The sequence below is a fragment of the Nocardia sp. NPDC056000 genome, from assembly GCF_042269265.1.
In the GTDB taxonomy this organism is placed as follows: Bacteria; Actinomycetota; Actinomycetes; order Mycobacteriales; family Mycobacteriaceae; genus Nocardia.
The window spans coordinates 1-25,154 of the sequence record NZ_JBHJXS010000024.1; the positions used below are offsets into that span (position 1 = coordinate 1).

General features: G+C 68.1%; 21 protein-coding genes. 16 read left to right on the forward strand and 5 right to left on the reverse strand.

Features of this window, described 5'->3' with window-relative positions; translation table 11 throughout:
• Positions 1-41: 41 nt before the first annotated feature.
• On the reverse strand, positions 42-245 hold the full coding sequence (locus ACFC4D_RS44950) for a cold-shock protein (protein ID WP_067574676.1): 204 nt from the start codon (positions 243-245) through the stop codon (positions 42-44).
• A gap of 340 nt (positions 246-585) precedes the next feature.
• On the opposite strand from ACFC4D_RS44950, the gene smc reads away from it, so the two are divergent.
• Positions 586-4,194, forward strand: coding sequence for a chromosome segregation protein SMC (smc, locus tag ACFC4D_RS44955; RefSeq protein WP_376072915.1), 3,609 nt, complete (start codon positions 586-588; stop codon positions 4,192-4,194).
• Between the two features lie 106 nt (positions 4,195-4,300).
• A complete protein-coding gene (locus ACFC4D_RS44960; RefSeq protein ID WP_375954726.1) occupies positions 4,301-4,960 on the forward strand; it encodes an HAD family acid phosphatase in 660 nt (219 codons plus the stop codon).
• A 3-nt stretch (positions 4,961-4,963) separates the two neighbouring features.
• On the opposite strand, the gene ACFC4D_RS44965 is transcribed toward ACFC4D_RS44960, so the two are convergent.
• Positions 4,964-5,860: an NmrA family NAD(P)-binding protein gene (locus ACFC4D_RS44965; RefSeq protein ID WP_376072918.1), complete on the reverse strand. Its 897-nt coding sequence runs from the start codon at positions 5,858-5,860 to the stop codon at positions 4,964-4,966.
• A gap of 105 nt (positions 5,861-5,965) precedes the next feature.
• Between ACFC4D_RS44965 and ACFC4D_RS44970 the strand changes: the two genes are divergently transcribed.
• The 3 genes from ACFC4D_RS44970 (at position 5,966) to ACFC4D_RS44980 (ending at position 8,735) form a co-directional block, all read left to right on the forward strand.
• Positions 5,966-6,748, forward strand: a complete 783-nt coding sequence (locus tag ACFC4D_RS44970) for a TetR/AcrR family transcriptional regulator (RefSeq protein ID WP_376072921.1) — start codon at positions 5,966-5,968, stop codon at positions 6,746-6,748.
• A 111-nt stretch (positions 6,749-6,859) separates the two neighbouring features.
• A complete protein-coding gene (locus ACFC4D_RS44975; RefSeq protein WP_375954720.1) occupies positions 6,860-8,200 on the forward strand; it encodes a hypothetical protein in 1,341 nt (446 codons plus the stop codon).
• Between the two features lie 121 nt (positions 8,201-8,321).
• Positions 8,322-8,735: a hypothetical protein gene (locus ACFC4D_RS44980; protein ID WP_376072924.1), complete on the forward strand. Its 414-nt coding sequence runs from the start codon at positions 8,322-8,324 to the stop codon at positions 8,733-8,735.
• Between the two features lie 57 nt (positions 8,736-8,792).
• Here the strand turns inward: ACFC4D_RS44980 and ACFC4D_RS44985 are convergent, their stop codons facing one another.
• Positions 8,793-9,380 (reverse strand): TetR/AcrR family transcriptional regulator, encoded by a 588-nt coding sequence (locus tag ACFC4D_RS44985; RefSeq protein WP_376072927.1) that lies wholly within the window; start codon positions 9,378-9,380, stop codon positions 8,793-8,795.
• 96 nt (positions 9,381-9,476) lie between these two features.
• On the opposite strand from ACFC4D_RS44985, the gene ACFC4D_RS44990 reads away from it, so the two are divergent.
• Positions 9,477-10,583 carry an FAD-dependent monooxygenase gene (locus ACFC4D_RS44990; protein ID WP_376072930.1) on the forward strand — a complete coding sequence of 369 codons (1,107 nt, stop codon included), beginning with the start codon at positions 9,477-9,479 and terminating at the stop codon, positions 10,581-10,583.
• 9 nt (positions 10,584-10,592) lie between these two features.
• On the opposite strand, the gene ACFC4D_RS44995 is transcribed toward ACFC4D_RS44990, so the two are convergent.
• On the reverse strand, positions 10,593-10,982 hold the full coding sequence (locus ACFC4D_RS44995) for a DUF2237 domain-containing protein (protein WP_309231366.1): 390 nt from the start codon (positions 10,980-10,982) through the stop codon (positions 10,593-10,595).
• 215 nt (positions 10,983-11,197) lie between these two features.
• On the opposite strand from ACFC4D_RS44995, the gene ftsY reads away from it, so the two are divergent.
• From ftsY to ffh, 6 genes are all read left to right on the forward strand, one after another.
• Positions 11,198-12,790, forward strand: coding sequence for a signal recognition particle-docking protein FtsY (ftsY, locus tag ACFC4D_RS45000; protein WP_376072933.1), 1,593 nt, complete (start codon positions 11,198-11,200; stop codon positions 12,788-12,790).
• 206 nt (positions 12,791-12,996) lie between these two features.
• The gene (locus tag ACFC4D_RS45005) at positions 12,997-14,349 is read left to right on the forward strand and encodes an ammonium transporter (protein ID WP_375954710.1); all 1,353 of its coding nucleotides are present in this window, start codon (positions 12,997-12,999) and stop codon (positions 14,347-14,349) included.
• A gap of 3 nt (positions 14,350-14,352) precedes the next feature.
• Positions 14,353-14,691, forward strand: coding sequence for a P-II family nitrogen regulator (locus ACFC4D_RS45010; protein ID WP_364630550.1), 339 nt, complete (start codon positions 14,353-14,355; stop codon positions 14,689-14,691).
• Between the two features lie 114 nt (positions 14,692-14,805).
• On the forward strand, positions 14,806-17,313 hold the full coding sequence (locus ACFC4D_RS45015; RefSeq protein ID WP_376072936.1) for a [protein-PII] uridylyltransferase: 2,508 nt from the start codon (positions 14,806-14,808) through the stop codon (positions 17,311-17,313).
• A 157-nt stretch (positions 17,314-17,470) separates the two neighbouring features.
• A complete protein-coding gene (locus ACFC4D_RS45020; protein ID WP_364630556.1) occupies positions 17,471-17,779 on the forward strand; it encodes a hypothetical protein in 309 nt (102 codons plus the stop codon).
• 107 nt (positions 17,780-17,886) lie between these two features.
• A complete protein-coding gene (gene ffh, locus ACFC4D_RS45025) occupies positions 17,887-19,458 on the forward strand; it encodes a signal recognition particle protein (protein WP_375954704.1) in 1,572 nt (523 codons plus the stop codon).
• A 116-nt stretch (positions 19,459-19,574) separates the two neighbouring features.
• Here the strand turns inward: ffh and ACFC4D_RS45030 are convergent, their stop codons facing one another.
• Positions 19,575-20,285 carry a GntR family transcriptional regulator gene (locus ACFC4D_RS45030; RefSeq protein ID WP_375954702.1) on the reverse strand — a complete coding sequence of 237 codons (711 nt, stop codon included), beginning with the start codon at positions 20,283-20,285 and terminating at the stop codon, positions 19,575-19,577.
• A gap of 116 nt (positions 20,286-20,401) precedes the next feature.
• Between ACFC4D_RS45030 and ACFC4D_RS45035 the strand changes: the two genes are divergently transcribed.
• From ACFC4D_RS45035 to ACFC4D_RS45050, 4 genes are all read left to right on the forward strand, one after another.
• Positions 20,402-21,937 carry an ABC transporter ATP-binding protein gene (locus ACFC4D_RS45035; protein WP_376072939.1) on the forward strand — a complete coding sequence of 512 codons (1,536 nt, stop codon included), beginning with the start codon at positions 20,402-20,404 and terminating at the stop codon, positions 21,935-21,937.
• Positions 21,938-22,215: 278 nt separating this feature from the next.
• On the forward strand, positions 22,216-23,256 hold the full coding sequence (locus tag ACFC4D_RS45040) for an ABC transporter permease (RefSeq protein WP_376072942.1): 1,041 nt from the start codon (positions 22,216-22,218) through the stop codon (positions 23,254-23,256).
• A complete protein-coding gene (locus ACFC4D_RS45045) occupies positions 23,253-24,176 on the forward strand; it encodes an ABC transporter permease (protein WP_376072945.1) in 924 nt (307 codons plus the stop codon). Before ACFC4D_RS45040 ends, ACFC4D_RS45045 begins: the two co-directional genes overlap by 4 nt.
• Positions 24,173-25,144: an ornithine cyclodeaminase family protein gene (locus ACFC4D_RS45050; RefSeq protein ID WP_376072948.1), complete on the forward strand. Its 972-nt coding sequence runs from the start codon at positions 24,173-24,175 to the stop codon at positions 25,142-25,144. Before ACFC4D_RS45045 ends, ACFC4D_RS45050 begins: the two co-directional genes overlap by 4 nt.
• The last annotated feature ends 10 nt before the right edge of the window (positions 25,145-25,154 follow it).

Genomic DNA, 25,154 nt, shown 5'->3' on the forward strand with positions numbered 1-25,154 from the left:
GGTACCTAGGTACACCGGGCCGCCGGTCGAACTCCTGCTAATTAGGCAGGGGTGATGTTCTCCGCCTGGGGGCCCTTCTGGCCCTGCGCGATGTCGAACGAGACCTTCTGGCCCTCGGTCAGCTCGCGGAAGCCCTGAGCGGCAATGTTCGAGTAGTGGGCGAACACGTCAGGGCCGCCACCGTCCTGCTCGATGAAGCCGAAGCCCTTTTCGGTGTTGAACCACTTCACGGTACCGGTAGCCACGATTGACTCTCCTCTTTGTTTTGGTGCGACCCGCACTTTGCGGGTCTGATGTCGCTGTAATGACCCCGTCAGGAATCACTGGAAACACAAATGCGCGCCTGCGTGATGGTCAGCAGGCGCGTACTGAAGTCTGTGAGAACCAAAAGTTGCAACACGCAAGACAGTACCTGATCTCCGGGACATCCGACGAATTCCCACGGTGTGGACGTGTCGCAAGTCATTAGCGCGACGAATGACGACCCGGACCACTGCGATCACCCCGCCCGCCGGTCGGCGATCGACAGGACGCGTTGTCGGCATACTCGGGGCAATCGCGAATTACCGGGTAGCCTGGGCGGCTGTGCACCTCAAGAGTCTGACGCTGAAGGGCTTCAAGTCCTTCGCGTCCGCGACGACGCTGCGGTTGGAACCCGGCATCACCTGCGTGGTGGGCCCCAATGGGTCGGGGAAGTCGAACGTCGTCGACGCCTTGACCTGGGTGATGGGGGAGCAGGGCGCGAAAGCGCTGCGTGGCGGAAAGATGGAGGACGTCATCTTCGCCGGCACCGCCGGCCGCGCGCCGCTGGGCCGCGCCGAGGTGACCCTGACCATCGACAATTCCGACGGCATGCTGCCCATCGAGTACTCCGAGGTCTCCATCACCCGCCGCATGTTCCGCGACGGCGCCGGTGAATACGAGATCAACGGCAATTCCTGCCGCCTGATGGATGTGCAGGAATTGCTCAGCGACTCCGGCATCGGCCGGGAAATGCACGTCATCGTGGGTCAGGGGCGGCTCTCGGCCATCCTGGAATCCCGGCCCGAGGACCGCCGCGCCTTCATCGAAGAGGCCGCTGGCGTGCTCAAACACCGTCGCCGCAAGGAGAAGGCGGTCCGCAAGCTGGACGCCATGCAGGCGAATCTGGCCCGCCTGACCGACCTCACGACCGAACTGCGCCGCCAGCTCAAACCGCTCGGACGCCAGGCCGAGGTGGCCCGGCGCGCGGCCACCGTACAGTCCGAATTGCGCGACGCGCGCCTGCGTTTGGCGGCCGATGACCTGGTCAGCAGGCGGCATGAGCTGGAGAGCCAGCAGAGCAAGGAATCGTACGCGCGCGAACAGCAGGTCAACGTGCACGCGGAATTGGATGCCGCCAATGCCGCACTCGCACAGCAGGAATTCGAACTCTCCCGGCTCACTCCGAGCGCCGAGGCGGCCGCGCAGACCTGGTTCCAGCTGTCCGCGTTGACCGAACGTGTCAATGCCACTATTCGAATCGCCCGGGACCGCGCGCGAAATCTGACCATCGAGCAACCCGTCGGCGAGGGCCGCGATCCCGATCAGCTCGAACGCGATGCCGACCGGGTCGAGGCCGAGGAGGCCGAACTCGTCGAGGCCGTCGAGATCGCCACCGAAACCCTCGAGGCCGCCCGCGATCTGCTGCACGAGCGTGAACAGGCCGCCAAGGCCGCCGAACAGGCGCATCTGGCCGCCGTGCGCGCCATCGCCGACCGGCGCGAGGGCCTGGCCCGGCTGTCCGGACAGGTCGACACGCTGCGCTCGCGCGCGCAATCGGTGGACGGGGAGATCAACCGTATCTCCGCCTCCATCGCCGAGGCGCGCCAGCGCGGTTCGGCCGCGGACGCCGAATTCGAGTCCGTCCAGGAGGAATTGAGCGAACTCGATTCGGGTGAGGCCGGACTGGACGCCTCCTATGAACATGCCGCCGAGGCCCTGCAACTCGCCGACCAGCGGGTCACCGAACTGCGCGAACAGGATCGCGAGGCCGGCAAGCGCGTCGCCTCGCTGACCGCGCGCATCGAAGCGCTCACCATGGGCCTGGCCCGCCGCGACGGCGCGGCCTGGCTGCTCGAACATCGCGCCGACGGACTGCTCGGACCGCTGTCCGGACTGATCCGGGTGCAGGGTGGCTTCGAGGCCGCCGTGGCCGCCGCGCTCGGACCGCTCGCCGATGCGGTCGCCGCCGATACCGGACCCGCCGCGCACGCCGCCGTGCGCGCGCTCAAGGACGCCGACGGTGGACGCGTCGCCCTGGTGTACGCCGGTGCGGCACAACCGGATTCGCGCGGCGGCGGGCAGCTGCCCGACGGTGCGCGCTGGCTCGCCGACGTGGTGGAATGCCCCGATCACATGCGCGGTGCGATCGCCGCGCTGACCACGGGTATCGCGGTGGCCGCCGATCTGGAGACCGCCACCCGCGTCGTCGCCGCCCGCCCCGAACTGCGCGTGGTCACCCGCGACGGCGATCTCACCGGTGCGGGCTGGGTGCTCGGCGGTTCCGACCGCGCGCCCAGTCAGCTCGAGGTGCAGGCCGAAATCGATTCCGCCAAGGCCGAACTCGACTCCTGGGTGCGCCATGCCGAGGAATTCGAGGCCGCGCTGTCGGGTGCGCTCGCCGAACAGACCGACCGCAAGGAAGCGGTCGATCATGCCCTGCTCGCCCTGCACGAATCCGATCAGGCGCTGGTCTCCATCTACGACCGGCTCGGACGGCTCGGCCAGGGCGCGCGCAACGCCCAGCGCGAATGCGAACGACTGCTCGCCCAGCGCGCCGAAACCGAGGCCGGGCGCGAGGAGACCCTCGCCAAACTCGCCGAACTCGAGGACCGGCTGCGGCATGTGGAAGGTGAAGGCTCCGACCTGGATTCGGATTCCGCCGGTACCGAGACCGCCGGATACGCCCGCGAAGAAGCCGCCGCCGCGCTCGCCGAGGCCCGCACCATGGAGGTGGAGGCGCGCCTGACCGTGCGCACCGCCGAGGAACGCGCGGAATCGGTGCGCGGCAAAGCGGATTCGCTACGCCGCGCCGCCCGCGCCGAACGTGAGAACCGCGCCCGCGCCGAACGTCAGCACGCCGCGCGCCGCCAGGCCGCCGCCGTCGCGGCCGTGGTCGCCGAATCCGCCGAGAAGGTCGCCGCCGAACTGGAGAAGGTCGTCGCGCAGGCCGCGCTGCGCCGGGACGAATTGGTGCGCCGCCGTACCGAATTCGCGGCGCAGGTGGATCAGACCAAGGAGCGCGCCCGCGCCCTCACCACCCAGCTGTCCCAGCTCACCGATGTCGTGCACCGCGACGAGGTGGCGCGCGCCCAGGCGGCGCTGCGCATCGAACAGCTCGAAACCAATATCTCCGAACAGTTCGGGCTGGCCCTGGACGACCTCATCAACGAATACGGTCCGGACACCCCGATGCCGCCGACCGCACTGGAGATGATGGAGTACGAGGCCGCCAAGGAACGTGGTGAACAGGTCACCGAACCGCAGCCCATGCCGTTCGACCGCGCCACCCAGGAACGCCGCGCCAAACGCGCCGAGAAGGATCTCACCACGCTCGGCAAGGTGAATCCCCTTGCGCTGGAAGAGTTCGCGGCCCTCGAAGAGCGCTACAACTTCCTCGCCACCCAGTTGGAGGACGTCAAGAAGGCCCGCCAGGATCTGCTCGACGTGGTCGCCGAGGTCGACGCCCGCATCCTGCAGGTCTTCACCGAAGCCTGGGAGGATGTGGAGCGCGAATTCGTCGGCGTCTTCGGCAAACTGTTCCCCGGCGGTGAGGGGCGGCTGCTGCTCACCGATCCCAATGACATGCTCACCACCGGTGTCGAGGTCGAGGCCCGCCCGCCGGGTAAGAAGGTCAAGCGGCTCTCGCTGCTGTCCGGTGGCGAGAAGTCGCTGACCGCGGTCGCGCTGCTGGTCGCCATCTTCCGCGCCCGGCCGTCCCCGTTCTATGTCATGGACGAGGTCGAGGCCGCGCTGGACGACACGAACCTGCGCCGCCTCATCGGCCTTTTCGAGCAATTGCGCGAGAAGAGTCAGCTGATCGTGATCACGCACCAGAAGCCGACCATGGAGATCGCCGATGCGCTCTACGGTGTCAGCATGCGCGGTGACGGAATCACCCAGGTGATTTCGCAGCGATTGCGCGGCGAGAATTTGGTGGGTGCGTCCGCATAGTCGGTGCGATGCGGGAATCCCATTGAGTGGGAGTGAAATTCCCGACAAGCCGACTATTTGAAACATGATCACGTCGGAGTGGTGCGGCGAATAGCCTCCGGGGGCTATGAGAGCTTCTTTCGCAGGTATTGCCCTCGGTGTCGCCGCAACCCTCGCCGTCCCGGCCGTCGCATTCGCCGACAGCGGATCCTCCTCGCTATCCGGCGGGACCGGATCCTCATCCCTGTCGGGCGGGGGCTCCGGCTCCTCCTCGCTATCGGGCGGCGGCAGCAAGCCCAGCTACAGCCAGTGGATCGCCGATGTCACCGCCGTCACCACGCAGGCGCAGAGCTACCTGACCGCTGCCCTGCCCGGCGCGACCAAGCCCGCCATCGTGCTCGATATCGACAATACGAGCCTGGAGACCAGCTACAACCCCAGCCCGATCGTCCCGGCCATCCCGCCGGTGCTCGCCCTCACCAAATGGGCCAAATCCCAAGGCGCGGCCATCATTTTCGTGACCGGACGGCCCTCGGTGCTCGGCATCTACACCCAGGCCAACCTGGCCGCGGTCGGGTACTCGGTGGACGGGCTGTACGGCGGCGGGCTCACCACCGGATCCGCCGGTGCGGGCGCGCTGGAGTCGTACAAGACCGGCGCCCGCATCGATATCGAGAGCAAGGGGTACACCATCGTCGCCAATATCGGCAACAGCGCCTCCGATCTCGCGGGCGGGCACGCCCAGCAGACCTTCAAGCTGCCCGATTACGACGGTGCGCTGAACTGATCGCTAGCCCTCGAGGATCGGTTTCAGCTGTGCCGCACCGGTTTCGGTGAGCCACTGTTCGAAAGTGCGCAGCGTGGGCAGGATTTCGCGCAAGGCCGGGATATCGGCGTGCCAGCCCTTGCCCGTACGTGACATCCGGTAGACGTTGAGGACCTCGCCGCCCAGGTCGGCGGCGAACTTCTCGGGCAATTCCTCGTAAGTGACGGTGTGCCCGGTGATCTCGCTGATCACCGCGGCCGCCGCCACCATGGTGTGGGCATCGCCCGCCAGCTCCAGAATCCGACCGTGGAAAAGTGCGGGGTCGGCGAAGGCCAGTTCGGCGAACGCCGCCACATCGTCGACCGCGATCATCTGGATCGGGATATCGGCCGGGAACAGGTGCCGGTGCACGCCCGCCTTGATGCCGTCCACCGGAAAGCCCTGCGCCAGATAGTTTTCCATGAACCGCACCGGGCGCAGAATGGTCCATTTCAGCCCGCTGCCCCGCACCGCGTCCTCGATCCGGCGCTTACCGTGTGCACCCCACTGCGCCTCGGCCTCGAACGAGGCGATTCCCGAGAAGACGAGCTGCCGCACCCCGGCCGCCTTCGCCGCCGCGACGAGGTCCTCCCCGCGCCGCGCCTCCAGCTCGACATCCCAGCCATCGGGTCCGAACGCCGCGGGCGGAATGAGGAACACCGCACCCACCCCCTCCACTGCGGTCGCGATCGTCTCGGGTGCGTCGAAGTCACCCCGCGCCAACTCCGCCCCGGCGGCCGCGAGCGCTTGCGCCCCAGCCGATTCCGTATCCCGGACCAGCGCCCTTACCGGTCGCCCCGCCGCCAGCAGCCGCCGGGCCGTCGCACCACCCTGCTTCCCGGTCGCGCCGGTCACCAGGACGAGGTCATTTCCCACAGACATGTGTTCTCGGTTCCTTCGGTAGTATTCGGGTCGGACAACCCGAATGCCGACGCTACGACCGGGCCGTTCGGCTCCGCCAGCACCGAAGAGAATCGCCGTAACGAAATGACCTCCGCGCCACTCCGACTCGATCGCCCCGCCGCCCCGAACGCGCGCGCCGACGCCCGCCGCAATCGCGCGCTGGTGCTCGCGGCCGCACAGCGCGCCTTCGCCGAGGACGGGACCTCGGTATCCCTGATGGAGATCGCGCGCCGGGCGGGCGTCGGCGCGGGCACCGTGCACCGGCATTTCCCCACCAAGATCGAACTGCTGGAAGCGGTGCTGCAACAGCGCATCGACCGCCTCACCGCACTCGCCGTCGGCTACCGCGACGCCCCCGGCGCGGGCCTGGCCTTCTTCGCCTTCTGCGCCGAGGTCATCACCTCGACCAGCGGCAACACCGCGCTCTGCGAGGTTTTGGACAATGACGGCTGGCCACGCGACCTGCTCCGGGACGCGGGACAGCGCTTCCACCGCGCGCTGACTCCACTGCTGGAGGCGGCCCAGCGTCAAGGCTCGGTGCGCGTCGACATCGCCCTATCGGACGTGCTGGCCCTCTACACCGGATGTGTTGCCATCCAACGCGTCTCGCCCGGTCCCGGACTCGCTCGCCCGGCCGTGCTGATCCTCGACGCCATGCGTGCGATGCCCGCGCGTCCGGACGTGACGAAACCCGTGAAGTCCGGTGCGGCGCGTGACGAAACCCGGTCGCGTAACGAAACCCCCGCCACTCCCTGCCCCGTCTGCGCGACCCCCGTCCAGCCCACCGGCACCGGCCGACCCGCCCGCTACTGCTCTCCCGCCTGCCGCCAGAAGGCTCACCGCCGCCGCCACACACCCCTGTCCTGAGCACACCACAGGAGACCCGAATCGGTGTTGTCGCGCGGATTGTGGTCGGTCGAAGTGGTGGGGCAAAGATGTACGCGCACAAGATTGGTCGCGCGCGGATAGGCTCGCGGAGTGGTGTGGGTGTCTGCGGTGGCGTTCGGGGTTGCCTGGTGGCTGGGGTGGTACCTGGTGGCGCGGGATGCGCGTAAGGCGGTGTTGCGCAGGGCGGCGGCCGGGCTGATCGCGTATGCGATCGCGGTGGTCGCGGATCAATTGGCCACGGGGGACGCGTGGTTCGACGGCATGCGGATCGTGCTGGTGTGCATTCCCGCGGTGGCGTGGAGCGGGGTGTTCGCGCTGCTGCTCACCGAACGGTGGGCGGTGCACGCGGATCGGCTGTGGCGGTTGGGACTGGTACCGGTGAGCGCGGTGCTCGCCATGCCCGCGGCGGCCGGATTCCTGCCCGCCGGTTACGTTCTCGGCGCTCTCGCCCTGCTCGCGCTGATGGCCTGCATGCTCGCCGTACTCGGCCAGCAGGGCGACTGGGCCGAGGACGCGCGGCGGCCGGTGACCGGACTGCTCACCGTGGGAGCGCTCATGTTCGGCCTCAGTTCCTCGCTGATCCTGCTGGGACTCAATGTATTACCGCGCACCTCCATGCTTTCGGCCATCGCGGTGGACCTGGTGCTGCTCGGCGTCGGCATCGCGGTACTGGACGCCTTCGAGGAAGGGCAGGCGCTGCGCGCGGATATGCTGCGCTCCCTGTTCATTTCGGCCACCGCCGCCACGGTGTTCGGCGGTCAGGCCGCGGTCGCCATCGTGCTGGCGGGGGAGCGGCCCGCACTGGTGGCCCTGCTCTTCGGGGCCATTGCCGCCGCCATCGCCATGCAGGTGCTCAACGCGCCGATCCAGGCGGGCATCGACCGCTTCGCCTTCGCACCGCCACTGCGCGAGGCGCGCGACGAACTGCGCACCGCCGCCGAGGAATTGCCGCGCAAACGCATCGAGACCGGACTCGCCGCGCTCGGCGAGGAGGAATTCGCCCGCATCACCCGGCGCGCGCTGAGCCACTACGCCGATCTCGGCAAACTCGTCGCCAGCCCGCTCATCGATCTGCCCGCCATCGATGCCCGGTTGCACGGCCGCGACACCCCGGCCGGACCGCTCGATCGCGCCACCGAACTCAAGGCGCTGCTGACCGAGAGCATCAGCCACCTCAAACCGCGCACCGGCGAGGACTTCGGCACCAGTGAGGAATGGCGGCACTACAACTCGGTGTACTTCTACTACGTCGCGGGCATCCGCCCCTACAGCGTGCGCACCAAACGTACCGACCTCGACCCGGTAGCGCGGCGCGCCCTGACCTGGTTCGCGGATCAGGTACCCGAACGGACACTGCACAATTGGCAGAACGCGGCAGCGAGAATCATTGCCGCACAATTGCGCGCGGGGCTGGACAGCACCGTTTCCTGAACCGATAAAACGCTCTCACCTGCGGTTGGCAGTACTTTGCAGCTCTTGTCATGGTGTCGGCAGTGCGGTCCCGGCGAATGTCGGTACATCGCAAGCACCGCTTCGGAAGGAACCGATTCCCATGACCGCCAGCACCGCCACCGCCCCCCGCCTGATCGCCGGAATGTCCCCGCTGCGACTGGCTTACGAAGCCGACGGCATCGTCACCCTCGCCTCCGGCATCCTCATCGCGGCCCTGTCCGGTGTGCTCGACACCGCCCTCGGACTCTCCACCGAACTGCTCCTGGGCGTCGGCGCGTTCTTCATCCTCTACGCGGCAGCCGTCCTGGTGGTCGCCACCCGCCGCGAGATCCCGCGCCGCCCGGCCGCTTTCATCGCCGGACTGAACGCGGTATGGGCCGTCGACAGCGTCATCACCGTCGAAGCGGGCTGGGTGCACCCCACCACCCTCGGCACGGTGGGCATCCTGTTCATCGCCGCCTTCACCGCCGCCATGGCCGCGGTGCAGACCTACACCCTGCGCATCTCCCGCTGAACCGCACACCATCGACCATGCCGCCCGGCAGCCGGCCGGGCGGCATCGCGGTGCGGTTCAGTTCGCCGAATCAGGTTGCGGGCGTAGGCCGTCCAGCATGATCGTCATGACGCGGTCGACGGCGTCGGGATACGACTCGCCTTCGCGGGTGTAGACCTGCACGGTCATGAGCAGGGAGATGTCGTCGGGGCCGATATCGAGGCGCAGATCGCCGTCGGCCTGCGCCCGGGCGGTCATACGGGTCACCAGATCCACGACGGCCGCGCGCACATCGATCAGGCGCGGGTCGGCGTGCATGGCCCGGTGTACGGCCGGGCCGATGGCGGAAGACTGTGCGCCCAGCTGCATTTCGACGCATTCGCGCAGGAAGCGGCGCATACCGCGCCAGGCGGTGCGCTCCTCGCGCCAGGCCGTGGCGGCCAGATCCGAGAGCCGTTCCAGATGCGCCTGCGCGGTACCGACCAGCAGGGCATCGCGATCCGGGAAGCGGCGGTACAGGGTGCCGACGCCCACCCCGGCGCGGTCGGCGATCTCCTTCATCGGGACCTCGGTGCCGCGCTCGCGGAAGACCGCCAGTGCGGCGTTGACGATCTGGTCCCGATTGCTGCGCGCATCGGCCCGTAGGCGGTCGGCCGTCGGACTCACCTCCAAAAGTTTAAGTGGACGAAATGCTTCCGTTTAGCCTAGCATCGGAACTAAGCGGACGAAATGCGTCCACTTAAATCGATCGAGGTGATTCCCATGAGCACGAAGGTGCTGATCTCGGGTGCCGGTGTCGGCGGCTCGACCCTGGCCTACTGGCTGAGCGAGCGCGGTTTCGAAGTCACGGTGGTGGAGCGCGCCACCGGGCAGCGCTCCAGCGGAAATCCCGTCGACGTGCGCGGATACGCGGCCGACGTGGCCGAGAAAATGGGCGTGATGCCCGAATTGCGCAAGGCGGCAATCGATGTCGACCGGCTCAGTTTCATCGACGCGGCGGGGCGGCCGCGCGTGTCGGTGGCCACCAAAGCGGCCGACGGTGCGGGCGAGGTCGAACTACCCCGCGCGGAACTGGCGAAGATCCTGCTCGGCGCGGCGCGCGATCGGGCCGAAATCCGCTGGGGCGACACCATTACCGGTCTGGAACAGGATGATTCGGGGGTATCGGTGAGTTTCGAACAGCACGCCCCGCAAACCTTCGACTATGTGGTCGGCGCGGACGGCCTGCACTCGAATGTCCGCCGCCTGGCCTTCGGCCCGGAGCGGGATTTCGTGCGGCATATGGGAATCTACGTCGCCACGCTGCCGGTGGACCGTATCTACGGCGATGCGCGCGAGGTCGTCATGTTCAACACGCCCGGGCGTTCCCTCTCGGTGCATCCCGCGGGTGGGAAGCCGCTGGCCGCCTTGATGTTCCGCAGTCCCGCGGTGCCGGACTACGACTATCGCGATGTGGCGCAGCACAAACGCCTGCTGCTGAACGCATTCGACGGACCGGTCGGTGTCTTCGGCCCGGTGTTCGAACAGATTCGAGACGCCGAGGACCTCTACTTCGACTCGGTCAGCAAGGTCCGGCTCGACACCTGGTCGAAGGGCCGCATCACCCTGCTGGGCGACGCCGGTTCCAGCGTCTCCCTCTTCGGTGACGGCTCCAGCCTCGCCATCGCGGGCGCGCACACCCTCGCCGAGGAATTGGCCCGCACTCCAGGCGAACCGGACACCGCCCTGCGTAATTACGAACGGCGGCAGCGGGTCCTGTCCGATCCCAAGCAGAACGGCGCGCGCCTCGCCGGGGCCTTCATCGTCCCCGGCAGCCGCCTCGGAATCCTGGTGCGCGACACCGCCGCCCGCCTCATGCGGCGCGTATGACCCGGGCCGCTAGAGCAGATCGCTGACGTCGTCCGGCACATCCACGGCGTATTTGCGCAGCGTATCCATCGGCACCACCTCGAGAGCGTTCTCGTGGGTGGCGGCCAGCACCACCGGTGCGGCCACCCCGTCCTCATGCGCGTGCAACCAGCGCACCGCCACCACACACCAGCGATCGCCCGGCTGCAGGCCCGGAAAGTTGTTCTCCGGCCGTGCGGTGAGCAGGTCGTTGCCGATCGACTTCTGATGCTCCAGGAACTCCGCGGTCACCACGGTGCACACGGTATGGCTGCCAAGATCTTCGGGACCGGTGCTGCAGCACCCGTCCCGGTAGAAGCCGGTGAGAGGATCGGTGCCACACTCCTCCAGCGGTCCCCCAAGCACATTTCGATCGGTCACGTCGCCGATCCTATTGTCTCGGTGTCGCATTCGCCGCTCCTTCCGCACTGTGGTGCGTTGTCGAGCAGACCGGTCGGTAGTTCGCGCATTTCAGGGGCACCGAATCGGCGTGTCCATAGCCATCGGACACCGATGTGTGCTAGACGACACTGCCCCGCAACTCGTGGGTAGGTATGTGAAACCGGCAATAGCGACCCCTCTGAGAGGATGGCCTGGTGACTGCACAAGCCTGGATCCTCATCGCCGCCATCGCCGCGGTCCTGCTGGTGGTGTTCGTGTCGGGATTCGTCCTGTACAAGCGCCGCCGTATCTCCCTCGCCCCGGCCGCCGAAGAGGCGAAGCCGGAACTGACCGACCGGTCGGGGGGATACACGGCATCGAGCGGATTCAGCTTCAGTCAAGGCGGCGGGACGGCGACCCTGCCCAAACCCGCCCCCGAACCCGAACCGATTCCGGTCGAGCGCACCGATACCGAAGGCCAGCCGCACGTCGGCGATGACGCGGCCATCCCGCGCGATGCCGCCAAACGCGGTATCCACGATGTCCGGCTGCCCGATCCGGTCCAGGGACCCGAGCTGGCCCCGGAGGCCGACGAGGTCGCGCCCGCCGAGACCGAAGCACCCGAGGCCGATACCGCACCCTCGATCAGCACTGTCCCCGCCGAAGCGGCGGATATCGCCGCCGCGGCGGCCGAGGCCGAGACCGCCGAGGCTCCCGCCGATACCTCCGCACGTGATCAGGCAGCCGCTGCCGCGGTAGCGCCCGCCGAGGCGGCCCCGTCCGTCAGCCCCGAAACCGTCGCCCCCGAAACCGTCGCTCCCGCCGAGGTTTCCGCTCCTGCCGCCCCGGCCGAGCCCGAAGCCGAGATCGATTTCACGGCCGATATCGAGCCCACCGCCGGTCGCCTGAACCGCCTGCGCGGCCGCCTGGCCCGCTCCCAGAACGCGGTCGGCAAATCCCTGCTCGGCCTGCTCGGTGGCGGTGACCTCGATGAGGACTCCTGGGAGGAGATCGAGGACACCCTGGTGATGGCCGATCTCGGCACCGCCGTGACCGCCGCCATCGTGGAACGCCTGCGCGAGGAGATGGCCGCGCGCACCGTGCGCACCGCCGCCGACGCGCGCGCGGTGCTGCGCGAGGTGCTCATCGAGGCGCTGCGCCCGGAGTTGAATCGCTCGATTCGCGCACTGCCGCACGAGGATCATCCGGCCGTACTGCTGGTCGTCGGCGTGAACGGCACCGGAAAGACCACCACCACGGGCAAACTCGCGCGCGTGCTGGTGGCCGACGGCCGCCGGGTGCTGCTCGGCGCGGCCGACACCTTCCGTGCCGCCGCCGCCGATCAGCTGCAGACCTGGGGTGAGCGCGTGGGCGCGGAGACCGTGCGCGGTAAGGAGGCCGCCGATCCGGCCGCCGTGGCCTTCGACGCGGTCAGCGCCGGTATCGATCGTGGCGTGGATGTGGTGCTCATCGATACCGCGGGCCGCCTGCACACCAAGACCGGCCTGATGGACGAGCTGGGCAAGGTCAAGCGCGTGGTGGAGAAGAAGGCCGAAGTCGACGAGGTGCTGCTGGTGCTCGACGCCACGGTCGGACAGAACGGTCTGATGCAGGCCCGGGTGTTCGCCGAGGTCGTCGATATCACCGGTGTTGCCCTGACGAAGCTGGACGGAACGGCCAAGGGCGGCATCGTCTTCCAGGTTCAGCATGAGCTCGGCGTACCCGTGAAACTGGTTGGTTTGGGGGAGGGCCAGGACGACCTCGCACCCTTCGAACCGGGCGCTTTCGTGGACGCGCTACTGGGCTGAGCCCCGCGTACCACGGGAAACACCAATAACCTCACGCACCGCTGGTAACAGCGGTGTGAACGAGGAAACCTGACCGAAACACTGCAATCTCATCCGTTCACCTATGCGAAACGCCGCAGGATCACGGAGGAAACACCGCTGCCCGAACCTTCATGTCAGGCTCATTCGCCGTTATCGGCTGGGCCCGAGATGAGGAGGAAATTAAGGTGGCGTTCCCCGTTTTAGGCGCACCTGACGCCGGTGATACCGCATGGATGCTGGCAAGTGCCGCGCTCGTGCTGTTGATGACCCCCGGCCTCGCATTCTTCTACGGCGGCATGGTCCGTTCGAAGAATGTCCTGAACATGATCATGATGAGCATCAGTGCCATGGGCGTTATCACCGTCCTGTGGGTGCTGTACGGCTTCTCCATGGCGTTCGGCGAGGACAAGGGCAATCTGTTCGGCGATCCGGCGCAGTACTTCGGCCTGAAGACATTGTTCGGCGGTCAGTACCTGACCAGCGCGACCGATGCTTCCGTCAAGGTGGCTATCCCACTTGCCGGAACCATCCCCGCGACCGTTTTCGTGGCCTTCCAGCTCATGTTCGCGATCATCACCGTCGCCCTCATCTCGGGTGCCGTCGCCGACCGCCTGAAGTTCGGCTCCTGGCTGCTCTTCGCGACCGTGTGGGCCACGGTCGTCTACTTCCCGATCGCGCACTGGGTCTTCGCCTTCGACGGCGTGACCGGTGAGCACGGTGGCTGGATTGCCAACAAGCTCAAGGCGATCGACTTCGCGGGTGGTACCGCGGTCCATATCAACGCCGGTGTCGCGGGCCTGGTCCTGGCCATCGTCCTCGGTAAGCGCAAGGGCTGGCCGGGCACCCCGATGCGCCCGCACAACCTGCCGTTCGTCATGCTCGGCGCGGGTCTGCTGTGGTTCGGCTGGTACGGCTTCAACGCGGGTTCCGCGGTCGGCTCCAACGGTATCGCCGGCGCCACCTTCGTCACCACCACCGTCGCCACCGGTGCGGCCATGCTCGCCTGGCTGCTGGTGGAGAAGGTGCGTGACGGTCACGCCACCTCGCTCGGCGCGGCCTCGGGCATCGTGGCCGGTCTGGTCGCCATCACCCCGTCCTGCTCCTCGGTCAACGTGATCGGCGCGCTCGCCATCGGTGTGGTCGCCGGTGTGCTCTGCGCCCTGGCGGTCGGCCTGAAGTTCCGCTTCGGCTTCGACGACTCGCTCGACGTGGTCGGTGTTCACCTGGTCGGCGGTATCGCCGGCACCCTGATGGTCGGCCTGGTCGCGGCCCCCGAGGCCCCGGCCGCGGTCAAGGGCCTGTTCTACGGTGGCGGTTTCGATCAGCTGGTCAAGCAGGCGATCGGCGCCGGTGCGGTGCTCGCCTACTCCGGTATCGCGACGCTCATCATCGCGCTGGCGATCAAGTACACCATCGGTCTCCGCGCGAACGAGGAAGCCGAGTTCCAGGGCTTGGACGAGTCGGAGCACGCTGAATCGGCATACGATTTCGCTGCTGTGGGTGGCACGGCACGTACCACCGCCGTCAAGGAGGCATGACGCATGAAACTGATCACCGCAATCGTCAAACCGTTCACGCTCGAGGACGTCAAGACCGGGCTGGAGCAGGCCGGCGTACTCGGCATGACCGTCAGCGAAGTGCAGGGCTACGGCCGTCAGAAGGGCCACACCGAGGTCTACCGCGGTGCGGAGTACTCGGTCGACTTCGTCCCGAAGGTCCGGGTCGAGGTGGTCGTGGACGACGCCTCCGTCGACAAGGTCGTGGAGGTCATCGTCGAGGCCGCCCGCACCGGCAAGATCGGTGACGGCAAGGTCTGGGTGACCCCGGTTGACGCCATCATCCGGGTCCGCACCGGCGAACGTGGCTCGGACGCTCTGTAATTCACGAAGTGAGCGGCGGCCCCGTTCCCACCGGATGAGGACCGGTAGGGACGGGGCCGCCCTCGTGCTCGGGCAGGGTGGAAAGTCCCGGTGGCAGCCGGGATCACGAACTGAATGAGATGGGTGGTCGGTGTGGGTTTCCAGCAGGCACGCGATGAGAAGGACGCCAAGGACTCCAAGGACCCTGCGGAGCAGGTCTCGAACGGCGCCTCGGATCTGGTCCGGGCCCGCAACCAACTACTCGCCGAACACAGCGCGCACGGGCGCGCCACCCGACTGGAACCGGAAACGCTGCGCCTGGCCCTGGTCGATCTGTACGAATTATGGCTGACCACAAAGGGTCACGAGGTCGGCATCGTCGACGGCAGCGGTCTGGCCATCGTCGCGGTGGGCGGTCTGGGCCGCCGGGAGATGCTGCCCTATTCGGATCTGGATCTGGTGCTGCTCTACGACGACGTCGACCCGGCCAAGGTCGCCGAGGTCGCCGATCAGCTCTGGTATCCGCTGTGGGACGCGCATATCAAGCTCGATCACAGCGTGCGCACGGTGCCGCAGGCGCTGCGCGTGGCCGCCGATGATCTCACCGCCGCGCTGGGCATGCTGGAGGCCCGCCATATCGTCGGTGACGAGGGGCTCAGCAATCTGCTCATCAGCGGGGTGCGGCGGGATTGGCGCGCCGGGGTGCGGTCCCGGTTCGACGGTCTCATCGCACAGGCCGAAACCCGTTGGCGGCGTAGCGGAGAGATCGCGCATCGCGCCGAACCCGATCTCAAGAACGGGCGCGGCGGACTGCGCGATATCCAGCTGCTCGACGCCCTCGCCATCGCACAGCTGACCGATGCCATGCCGGGGCTCGGTCCGGATGTGCCCGGCGGCGGGCTCAAGCAGGCCCAGCGCAGATTGCTCGACGTTCGCACCGAATTGCATCGGGTCGCCGGTCGCGCCCGCGACCAACTGCGCGCCCAGGATGCGGACGAAATCGGCGCGGCCCTGCGCATCGGGGATCGCTTCGACCTCGCCCGCACCCTCAGTGATGCGGCGCGAACGGTCAGCTATTCCACCGATGTCGGGCTGCGCACCGCCGCCAACGCGCTGCCGCGCCGCGGTCTCGCCCGCCTGCGCCGCATGCCGGTACGCCGACCACTCGATGAGGGGGTGGTCGAGCATTCCGGTGAAGTGGTGCTCGCACGAGACGCGCGGCCGCAGCGCGATCCCGGACTGATACTGCGCGTGGCTGCGGCCTCGGCGCAGACCGGATTACCCATGTCCGCGACGACCTTGAACAGACTCTCCGAGGACGCGCCCGAACTACGCGAGCCGTGGCCCAAGGAAGCCCTCAACGATCTGCTGGTTTTGCTGGGCGCGGGCCGCGGCACCATCGACGCCATCGAGGCCCTGGATCGAACGGGCCTGTGGGGCAGGCTCTTTCCGGAATGGGGCGTGGTGCGGGATCTGCCGCCGCGCGATGCCATGCACACCTGGACCGTGGACCGTCATCTGATGGAGGCGGTGGCGCAGGCGGGTGCGCTCTCCACCCGGGTGGCGCGCCCGGACCTGCTGTTGATCGGCGCGCTGTTGCACGATATCGGCAAGGGCCGCACCGAGGATCACAGCGTGGTCGGTGCGGAACTGGCCACCTCCATCGGGCGCAGGCTCGGGTTGTGGCCGTCGGATGTGCGCACGCTCTCGGCCATGGTGCGTCAGCATCTGCTGCTGCCCGATACCGCCACCCGCCGCGATCTGGCCGATCCGGACACCGTGAAAATGGTGGTCGACGCGCTCGACGGCGATCCGCAACTGCTCGAATTGCTGGCCGCGCTGGCCGAAGCCGATTCCCTGGCCACCGGGCCGGGCGTCTGGAACGACTGGAAGGCCTCGCTGATCGGCGATCTGGTGCGCCGCTGCCGACTGTCGATGGCGGGGGAGGAACTGCCCAAACCCGATGCGATTCCGGACGATCTGCGCGAACGGGCCGAAAACGGCGGTGTGCATGTGGAATTGAAGCCGGGGGAGGGGCGGTACACCCATATCGTCACCGTGGTCGCACCGGACACCCCGGGTCTGCTCTCGGATGCCGCGGGCGTACTGGCCATGCATTCGCTGCGCGTGCTCTCGGCCGAACTGGCGAGCGTCGGCGTCTCGGCCATCGATACCTTCGTGGTCGCGCCGCGTTTCGGAAATCCGCCGGATGCGGGTCTGCTGCGGCAGGAATTGATCAGGGCCATAAACGGTGATTTGGACCTGGTTTCGGTGCTCGCGCGTAAGGAACGCGAAGCGGGCGGCACCCAGCCCAGCCCTTACGCACAAGCCGCGCCGCGCGTGCTCTGGAATGAAACCGCGGACCCCGGACGGGTACTGCTGGAATTGCGCGCCGAGGATCGAATCGGATTGCTGAGCCGTTTGGCCGCGGCGCTCGCGGAATCCGGTGCGAATGTGTCCTGGGCGAAGGTGCATACGCTCGGCGCGGCCGTCGTCGATACGTTCTGCCTGGATCTGGGCGTCTCCGACACGCCGGAACGCCGCGCGGAAATCGAAGCGGCGGTGCTCGCGGTAGTGCCTCCGCAACAACCGAAGAAATTGCCCGAATCGGACACTGAAAACGGATCAACCTCGGTTTTCTGACCGGTCGCCAGGATGCTGTATTAACTGGCAAACCGTACGTTTGCCAGTTAATCCGATCGTTGCACGTAATTTGCTGAAATACTGATCACGCGGTACTCACCGCCCCCTAATATCGCCTCAACCAATGCTGTCGCGCGCGTATGAGGGGAGCTGGTCGGTGGCCATCGAAGTTGTTTCAGCGTCGATGATGACAAGCGATATGACCACGCACATCGCGCGCTGCGTAGGCGGCGATCGCTGGGTGGTTTCCTGGTTACCCGGCCGCACCCTCTCCGGTCAGCAGGCGGTGACCGCCATGACCATCGCCTCCACCATCGCCGACCACGCGCCCACCGAATCCGACTGGGCCGTACTCGACGGACTCGCCCTCGGGCTCGGGCTCACCGCCCGCGAAGCCGTCGGCATGGTGGCCAGCGAACAGCACGACCTGCGCCGCCCCGCCACCCGCCCGCGATCGCTGGAATAGCCCGCGCGCACCGAAATAGCGCAGCGTACGGGTCCTGGAATAACGGCCCGCCGCAGATCCCACTACCCTGGTATCTCGAGTGACGTCCCTCGAGATCAGGAGCATCGGTGTTCGAATCCCTTTCCGACCGGTTGGCCGGTGCCCTCAAGGATCTGCGCGGGAAGGGGCGCCTGTCACCTGCCGACATCGATGCGACCGCCCGGGAGATCCGGCTCGCGCTGCTCGAGGCCGACGTCGCACTGCCCGTGGTCCGCACCTTCATCGCCAAGATCAAGGAGCGCGCCAAGGGCGCCGAGGTGTCCGCGGCGCTGAATCCGGCGCAGCAGGTCGTCAAGATCGTCAACGAGGAACTCATCGCCATTCTCGGCGGCGAGACCCGGCGACTGCAGTACGCCAAGAACCCGCCCACGGTCATCATGCTGGCCGGTTTGCAGGGTGCGGGTAAGACCACCCTCGCGGGCAAGCTCGCGAAATGGCTGAAGGGGCAGGGGCATCAGCCGCTGCTCGTCGCCTGTGACCTCCAGCGCCCCGGCGCGGTCACCCAGCTCCAGGTCGTGGGCGAACGGGCCGGTGTGCCGGTGTTCGCGCCCAATCCGGGCACCTCCATCGGCGGTGGCGAGAACCCGCTCGGTGTGTCCGCGGCCGATCCGGTCGATGTGGCGCGGCGCGGTATCGAAGAGGCCAAGACCAAGCAGTACGACATCGTGATCGTCGACACCGCCGGTCGCCTCGGCATCGACGCCGAACTGATGGCGCAGGCCGCGGGCATCCGCGACGCCGTCAACCCGGACGAGACGCTGTTCGTGCTCGATTCCATGATCGGCCAGGACGCGGTCACCACCGCCGAGGCGTTCCGCGACGGCGTCGGCTTCACCGGTGTCGTGCTCACCAAGCTCGACGGTGACGCCCGCGGTGGCGCGGCGCTGTCCGTGCGTGAAATCACCGGCCAGCCCATCCTTTTCGCCTCCACCGGCGAGAAGCTGGAGGACTTCGACGTCTTCCACCCCGACCGCATGGCCAGCCGCATCCTCGGCATGGGCGATCTGCTCACCCTGATCGAGCAGGCCGAACAGGTCTACGACGCGCAGCAGGCCGAAGAGGCCGCGCGCAAGATCGGCTCCGGCGAACTCACCCTCGAGGACTTCCTCGAGCAGATGCTCGCCATCCGCAAGATGGGTCCCATCGGCAACCTGCTCGGCATGCTGCCGGGCGCGGGGCAGATGAAAGACGTGCTCGCACAGGTCGATGACAAGCAGCTCGACCGCGTGCAGGCCATCATCCGCGGTATGACCCCCGCCGAGCGCGATAACCCGAAGATCATCAACGCTTCGCGCCGCCTGCGCATCGCCAATGGTTCCGGCGTCTCGGTCTCCGAGGTCAATCAGCTCGTCGACCGCTTCTTCGAGGCCAAGAAGATGATGGGCATGATGAGCCGCCAGTTCGGCCTGCCCGGCTCGCGCGGCGGTAACAACAAGAAGGGCAAGGGCAAGAAGGGTAAGAAGGGCGGCCGCGGGCCGACGCCGCCGAAGATGCGCGGCGGTTTCCCGGGCATGCCCGCGCTCCCCGGCGGTATGCCGGGCGGCATGCCGGACCTGTCCAATATGCCCGCGGGCCTGAACGAATTGCCGCCGGGCCTGGAAGGTTTCGACCTGTCGAAGCTGAACTTCCCTAAGAAGTAAGCGCCCCAATACCTTTCGGCCCCGTCAAGTGACGGGGCCGAATCGCGTTCCCGGGTCGTTTCCGATGCCGGAATCCGAGCGGGGGCGAAATCCCTTGTGTTCGAGGTTGCTTCGGCCTAACTCGCAGGGGCCGGTCGCCGTCTGCGGCGACCCCTGGCCACCAGTTCGGGGTCGAAGTCCGGATCGGACCAGGAGTGCGCGAGCGCGAGGCTGGGGGCGCGGCCCGCCGCCACGTGCGCGAACGCGCACTCCGCCGCACCCGCGGCGTCTCCGGCGGCGATCAGCCGGTACAGCACCTCGTGTTCGGAGCACTGTTCGGCGGCATCGCGCGAGGCGGTCAGGCGGAACAGCCATTCGGTGCGGGCGGCCAGCGGGCGCATCTGGGTGCTGAGCAGGGGATTGCCCGCCAATTCGATGATTTCGGCGTGGAAGGCGGCATTGGCGGTGGCGATGCGCTGCGGGTCGGCGGCGCGGGTGGCCGAACGGGCTTCGGCGAGCAGGTCTTTCAGCGGGCGCAGGGCGTCGGGGGTGGCGTTGGCGGCGGCCAGGCGGGCGGCCAGCGATTCGAGCGCCTCGCGGACGTCGAACAGATCGTTCACATCGGCGGGGGAGAAGGGGGCGACCAGCGCGCCCTTACCCGGCACCAGCAGGACGAGACCTTCGGCGGCGAGTACGCGCAGCGCCTCGCGCAGCGGGATGCGGGAGACCTCGAGGTCGGTGGCCAGATCGCGCTCCACCAATCGCTGTCCGGGGCGCAGTTCGAGACCTACGATGCGCTGCTTGATCGACTCGTAGGCGCGGTGGCGCAGAGAACCTGGTTCCGTCACGACTTTCCACAGTATCGGGCCGCGTGCCGGGTTTTCCGGACCGAAACATTCATGGAACTCGCGCGCCACACGCACCCTCGAAAGTTAGCGGTATACCACTAACTGGAGGTTCGATTGTGCAGACGGCCCTGGAGCTGACCGGCGTCGGCAAGAGTTTCGGTGCGGTGCGGGCACTCTCGGACATCGACCTCACCATTGCGCTCGGCGAGGTGCACTGCGTGCTCGGGGAGAACGGCGCGGGAAAATCGACGCTGTGCAATCTCGTCTACGGCGGCGCGGCCCTCGACGCGGGCCGGATGCGATTGTTCGGCGAGCCGTACCGCCCGCACCGCCCGGCGGACGCGCTGCGCAGCGGAATCGCCATGGTGCATCAGCATTTCAGCCTGGTGCCCACCCTGACCGTGGCCGAGAATCTGCTGTTGGGTGCGGGCACGCGACTGCGCCTGCCGCGCCGGGAGCTGACCACCCGGGTGGCCGCGCTCACCGACGAGTTCGGACTGCGCGTGGATCTCGGCGCGCGCGCCGGCGAACTGTCGGTCGGCGAACGGCAGACCGTCGAAATCGTGAAATGCCTACTGCGCGAACCACGTCTGGTGCTGCTGGACGAACCCACCGCGGTGCTCGGCCCCGCCGAGATCGACGCGCTACTGGACACCTGCCGCCGCATCGCCGCCTCCGGGCGCGCGGTCGTACTGGTCACGCACAAGCTCGGCGAGATCGAACAGGCCGGTGACGCGGCGACCGTACTGCGCGGTGGCCGCGTCGCGGGTTCGGGTCCGCTGGCCTCGTTCACCCGGGACGAACTGGTCGAACTCATGGTCGGCCGGGAGCTGGCGGAGCTGGATCAGGCACTGGTGACCGGTGATTCGGTGCCGCGCGCGGTCCGCGACTTCACCGGTATCGCTCCGATCGCACGGGTCGGCGGGCTGCGATTCACTCGCCCGGACGGGGCGGCGGCGCTGGACGGGGTCGAACTCGAACTGCGACCCGGTGAGATCGTCGGCATCGCGGGCGTCGAAGGCAACGGTCAGAGCGAATTGATCGGCGTACTCAGCGGCGCACTGCGTGCCGACGCCGGTGAATTCCACTTGGACGGAACAGATCTCACCCGGGCCACTCCCGCCGTACGCACCGCGCATGGCCTCGGCGTCATCCCCGAGGACCGGCATCACGAGGGATGCATCCCCGCCATGAGCGTCGCGGAGAACCTCACCCTCGGCCGTCTGCACAACTACCGCCGCCATGGCCTGCTGGACCGCAAAGCCATCGCGGCAACCGCCGCGCACGCCATCGACACGTACGCCATCAAGGCGTCATCCCCCGGTGCGGCGATGAGCACCCTATCCGGTGGCAATCAGCAAAAAGTGGTCGTGGCAAGGGAATTGGCCATCGACCCGCTGCGCTGCCTACTGGCCGCCCAGCCCACCCGCGGCCTCGATCTGGGTGCCGTCGACGCAGTCCTGGACCGCCTGCGCGAAGCCGCCGCCTCGGGCGCGGCCGTACTGGTCGTCTCACACGAACTCCCCGAACTCCTCACCCTGTGCGACCGCATCCTGGTCGCCTACCGCGGCCGCCTCCTGGGCCCGGTCGACCCCACCGACCCCGGGGCCAAAGAAAAGATCGCCCACCTCATGCTCGGGACCACCTCATGAATCCACTCGAAAGCACTGTGCCGGTTGACAACTTCGTGCCGAGCGACGGCAATGCGCCAGGGAAGGACGCCGCGACCGGCGGGCACGCCGTAGCGGGCGAAACCGCTGTGCCAGGCGAGAGCGCTATGCCGGGAGAGAGTGCTGTGCGGGGCAAGAGCGCCGTGTCAGGCGAGAGCGCGGTGTCGGGCGAAAGCGCTGATTCGGCCACACGGCGGCGGGTGCCGCGCGGGGGCGGATTCGCGCGGACTTCCGTGCTTTCCGGGGTGAGAAGTCGTCGGGTGGAGGCGGTTTCGCGGGATCTGGTCGTGTACGGCGGAGCGGTGCTCGCGGCGCTGGTCGTCGGGGTATTGCTGGCGATCGGGGGTGGGGCCGCACCTGCGAAGGCCGCGAATGCGTTGTGGGAGGGGATGTTCGGGACGCCGTATGCGTTCGGCAGCGCCTTGAACGCGGCGGCGGTGCTGGCGCTCATCGCCACCGGGTTCACCATCGCGCATCGGGCCGGATTGGTGAATGTGGGTGGGGAGGGTCAGCTCGCGCTGGGTGGTATCGCCGCCACGGCGGTGGGTGTGCACCTGCCCTCGGGAACGCCTGCGGCCGTGGGTGTTCCGCTCATTCTCGGTGCGGGATTCCTGGCGGGCGCGGCTTGGGCGGGGATCGCCGCCTGGCTGCGGGTGCGGCGCGGGACCAGTGAGGTCATCACCACGCTGCTGTTGAATTTTGTCGGGCTCGGGCTGGTGACGCTGGTGGTGCACGAGGCGGGATTGCTGCGGCAGCCGGTGACCTCGGTGGAGACGCTGCCGCAGTCCGCGCCGCTGGCTGCCGGTGCGCGTTTGCCGCTGCTCGGCATCGAGGGCTCACCGGCGACTATCGCGGTGGTGGTGGCGGCGATCGTCGTCGTGGTGACCGCGATCATCCTGCGGCGCACCGCGATCGGTACGCGGCTCACCGCCGTCGGATTGTCCGAGGCCGCCGCCGCACGGCTCGGCGTGCCGGTATCGCGACTGCGGTTCGGCGCGCTCGCGGTGGCGGGCGGGCTGGCCGGGGTCGCGGGTGCGGCGCTGGTGGCCACGGTGCCGTTCGTACTGGCCGAGAACTTCACCTCCGGATACGGCTTCGCGGGACTGGTGGTCGGACTGCTGGCGCGCGGATCGCTGACGGCGGTCGCCGGAATCGCGCTGGCGTTCGGGCTGCTCGCCTCCGGCGGCATCAATCTGCAACTCGCGGCGTCGGTTCCGGCGTCCTCGATCCAGGTGGTGCAGAGCGTTTTGATCATCTTCGTCGCCGGTGCGGTGACCCTGCGGAAGGCGGCCCGGCGATGAGCGCGGTCGGAGAACTCCTCGATGGTGGTGTGCGCCTGGCGATTCCGCTGGCAATGGCCTCGGCGGGCGAGCTGGTGAGCGAACGCGCGGGGGTGCTCAACCTCAGCGTCGAGGGCATGATGCTCACCGGCGCGTTCGCCGGTGCGGTCGGCGCGCACAGCTCCGGCAGCGCGGCCGTCGGCGTGTTGTGCGCGCTGGTGTCGGGGCTGCTGGTGGCCCTGATTCAGGCCGTATTGAGCGTGACCTTGCGCGCCGATCAGATTGTCACGGGCGTGGCGGCCAATGCCCTCGCGCTCGGTGCGACCACCTACGGCTCACGGTTGTACTTCACCGGCGGTCGTGAGGTGCCAGGTTTCGATCGGCTGGAAATCCCTGTCCTGCACGAGATTCCACTCCTCGGCCGCGCGCTGTTCGACCAGACCCTGCTCGGTTACGCCGGTATCGGGCTCGCGGTACTGCTCGCGGTGCTGTGCTCGCATCGCACCGGCTGGGGGCTGGCGCTCAGCGCGATCGGCGAGGACGCGGTCACCGCGGATCGATCCGGCCTGCCGGTCAACCTCTTCCGCTATGCGGCGGTACTGCTGACCGGCGTCATGTCCGGTCTGGCGGGTGCGCATCTGGCGCTGGCCGATGTGCACGCGTTCACCGACAATCTCACCGCCGGGGCGGGCTATCTGGCCGTCGTCGCGGTGATCGCGGGCAAATGGCGGGCCTGGCCCACGCTGCTCGCCTGCCTGTTCTTCGGCCTGGCCCAGGCCCTCCAGTTCGCCGCACCCGCACTGGGCGTGCATCTGCCGACCGCGGTGCTGGTCATGTCCCCCTATCTGCTGGCGGTGCTGGCGGTGAGCGGACTGGTCGGAGCCAGCCGGTCACCGGCCTCGCTCACCCTGCCCTTCCGTCGAGAGGCTCGAGCCCGATGACCCTGATTCTCACCAGATCCGATGTGCTGCGCCTGATCACGCTGCCGGAGGTATTCACGGCGGTGCAGCGCGCGCACGCGGACCTGGCTCGCGGCGAGGCGGTCGCGCCCGCACCGCCCGCCATGCGGCTGCCCGGCACCGACGCCGCCTTCCTGGTGATGGCCGCCGCGTCGCGCCCGGCCGGACTGGCGGTGGTCAAACTGCTCGCTGATATGCCCTCGAACGCGGATCATGGTCTGCCGGTGCAGCGTTCGGCGATTCTCGCGGTATCGGCCGCCGACGGTTCCTGCGAGGCGCTGATCGACGGTGCGGCCGTCACCCGGGTGCGCACCGCGGCCGCTTCGGCCGTGGCGACGGCGGCACTGGCCCGCCCGGACAGTCGTGTACTGGGTCTGGTCGGCGCGGGTGCGCTGGCCCGGGCCCATGTGCACGCGCTGGCCGCGGTGCTGCCGTTCGACCGGATCGTGGTGTGGAGTCGCACCGAGGCCACCGCACGCGCCTTCGCCGCCGAGACCGGAGCCGAAATCTGCACTGCCGCAGCAGATGTCGTGCATGCCGCCGATGTGCTGTGCACCCTGACCCCGGCGCGGGAGCCGGTGGTGCGGGGCGCGTGGTTCCGTCCCGGTCTGCACGTGAACGCCGTCGGCGCGCCGCCCCGCGCGGATCATCGCGAAATCGACAGCGAGGGCATGCGCCGCGCCCGAGTCGTGGTGGACAGTCGCCTGTCCGCGCTGCACGAATCCGGTGATGTGCTGATTCCGTTGCGGGAGGGCGTTTTCGGACCCGAGCACATCGACGCCGAATTGGGTGAGGTGCTCATCGGTGCCAAACCCGGTCGCACGGAACGCGATCAGATCACCCTGTTCAACTCGCTCGGCATCGGTCTACAGGACCTGGCCGCCGCGCGCCTGCTCATCGACGCCGCCCGCAAACACGGTATCGGCGCCGATATCGACCTGACCGCCTGAAACACCAACC

Bases quoted from the DNA above. Each gene is read 5' to 3' on its own strand.
- ACFC4D_RS44960 (WP_375954726.1), top strand. From the start codon at position 4,301: ATGAGAGCTTCTTTCGCAGGTATTGCCCTCGGTGTCGCCGCAACCCTC.
- ACFC4D_RS44965 (WP_376072918.1), bottom strand. From the start codon at position 5,860: ATGTCTGTGGGAAATGACCTCGTCCTGGTGACCGGCGCGACCGGGAAG.
- ACFC4D_RS44970 (WP_376072921.1), top strand. From the start codon at position 5,966: ATGACCTCCGCGCCACTCCGACTCGATCGCCCCGCCGCCCCGAACGCG.
- ACFC4D_RS44980 (WP_376072924.1), top strand. From the start codon at position 8,322: ATGACCGCCAGCACCGCCACCGCCCCCCGCCTGATCGCCGGAATGTCC.
- ACFC4D_RS44990 (WP_376072930.1), top strand. From the start codon at position 9,477: ATGAGCACGAAGGTGCTGATCTCGGGTGCCGGTGTCGGCGGCTCGACC.
- ACFC4D_RS45010 (WP_364630550.1), top strand. From the start codon at position 14,353: ATGAAACTGATCACCGCAATCGTCAAACCGTTCACGCTCGAGGACGTC.
- ACFC4D_RS45015 (WP_376072936.1), top strand. From the start codon at position 14,806: ATGAGATGGGTGGTCGGTGTGGGTTTCCAGCAGGCACGCGATGAGAAG.
- ACFC4D_RS45045 (WP_376072945.1), top strand. From the start codon at position 23,253: ATGAGCGCGGTCGGAGAACTCCTCGATGGTGGTGTGCGCCTGGCGATT.
- ACFC4D_RS45050 (WP_376072948.1), top strand. From the start codon at position 24,173: ATGACCCTGATTCTCACCAGATCCGATGTGCTGCGCCTGATCACGCTG.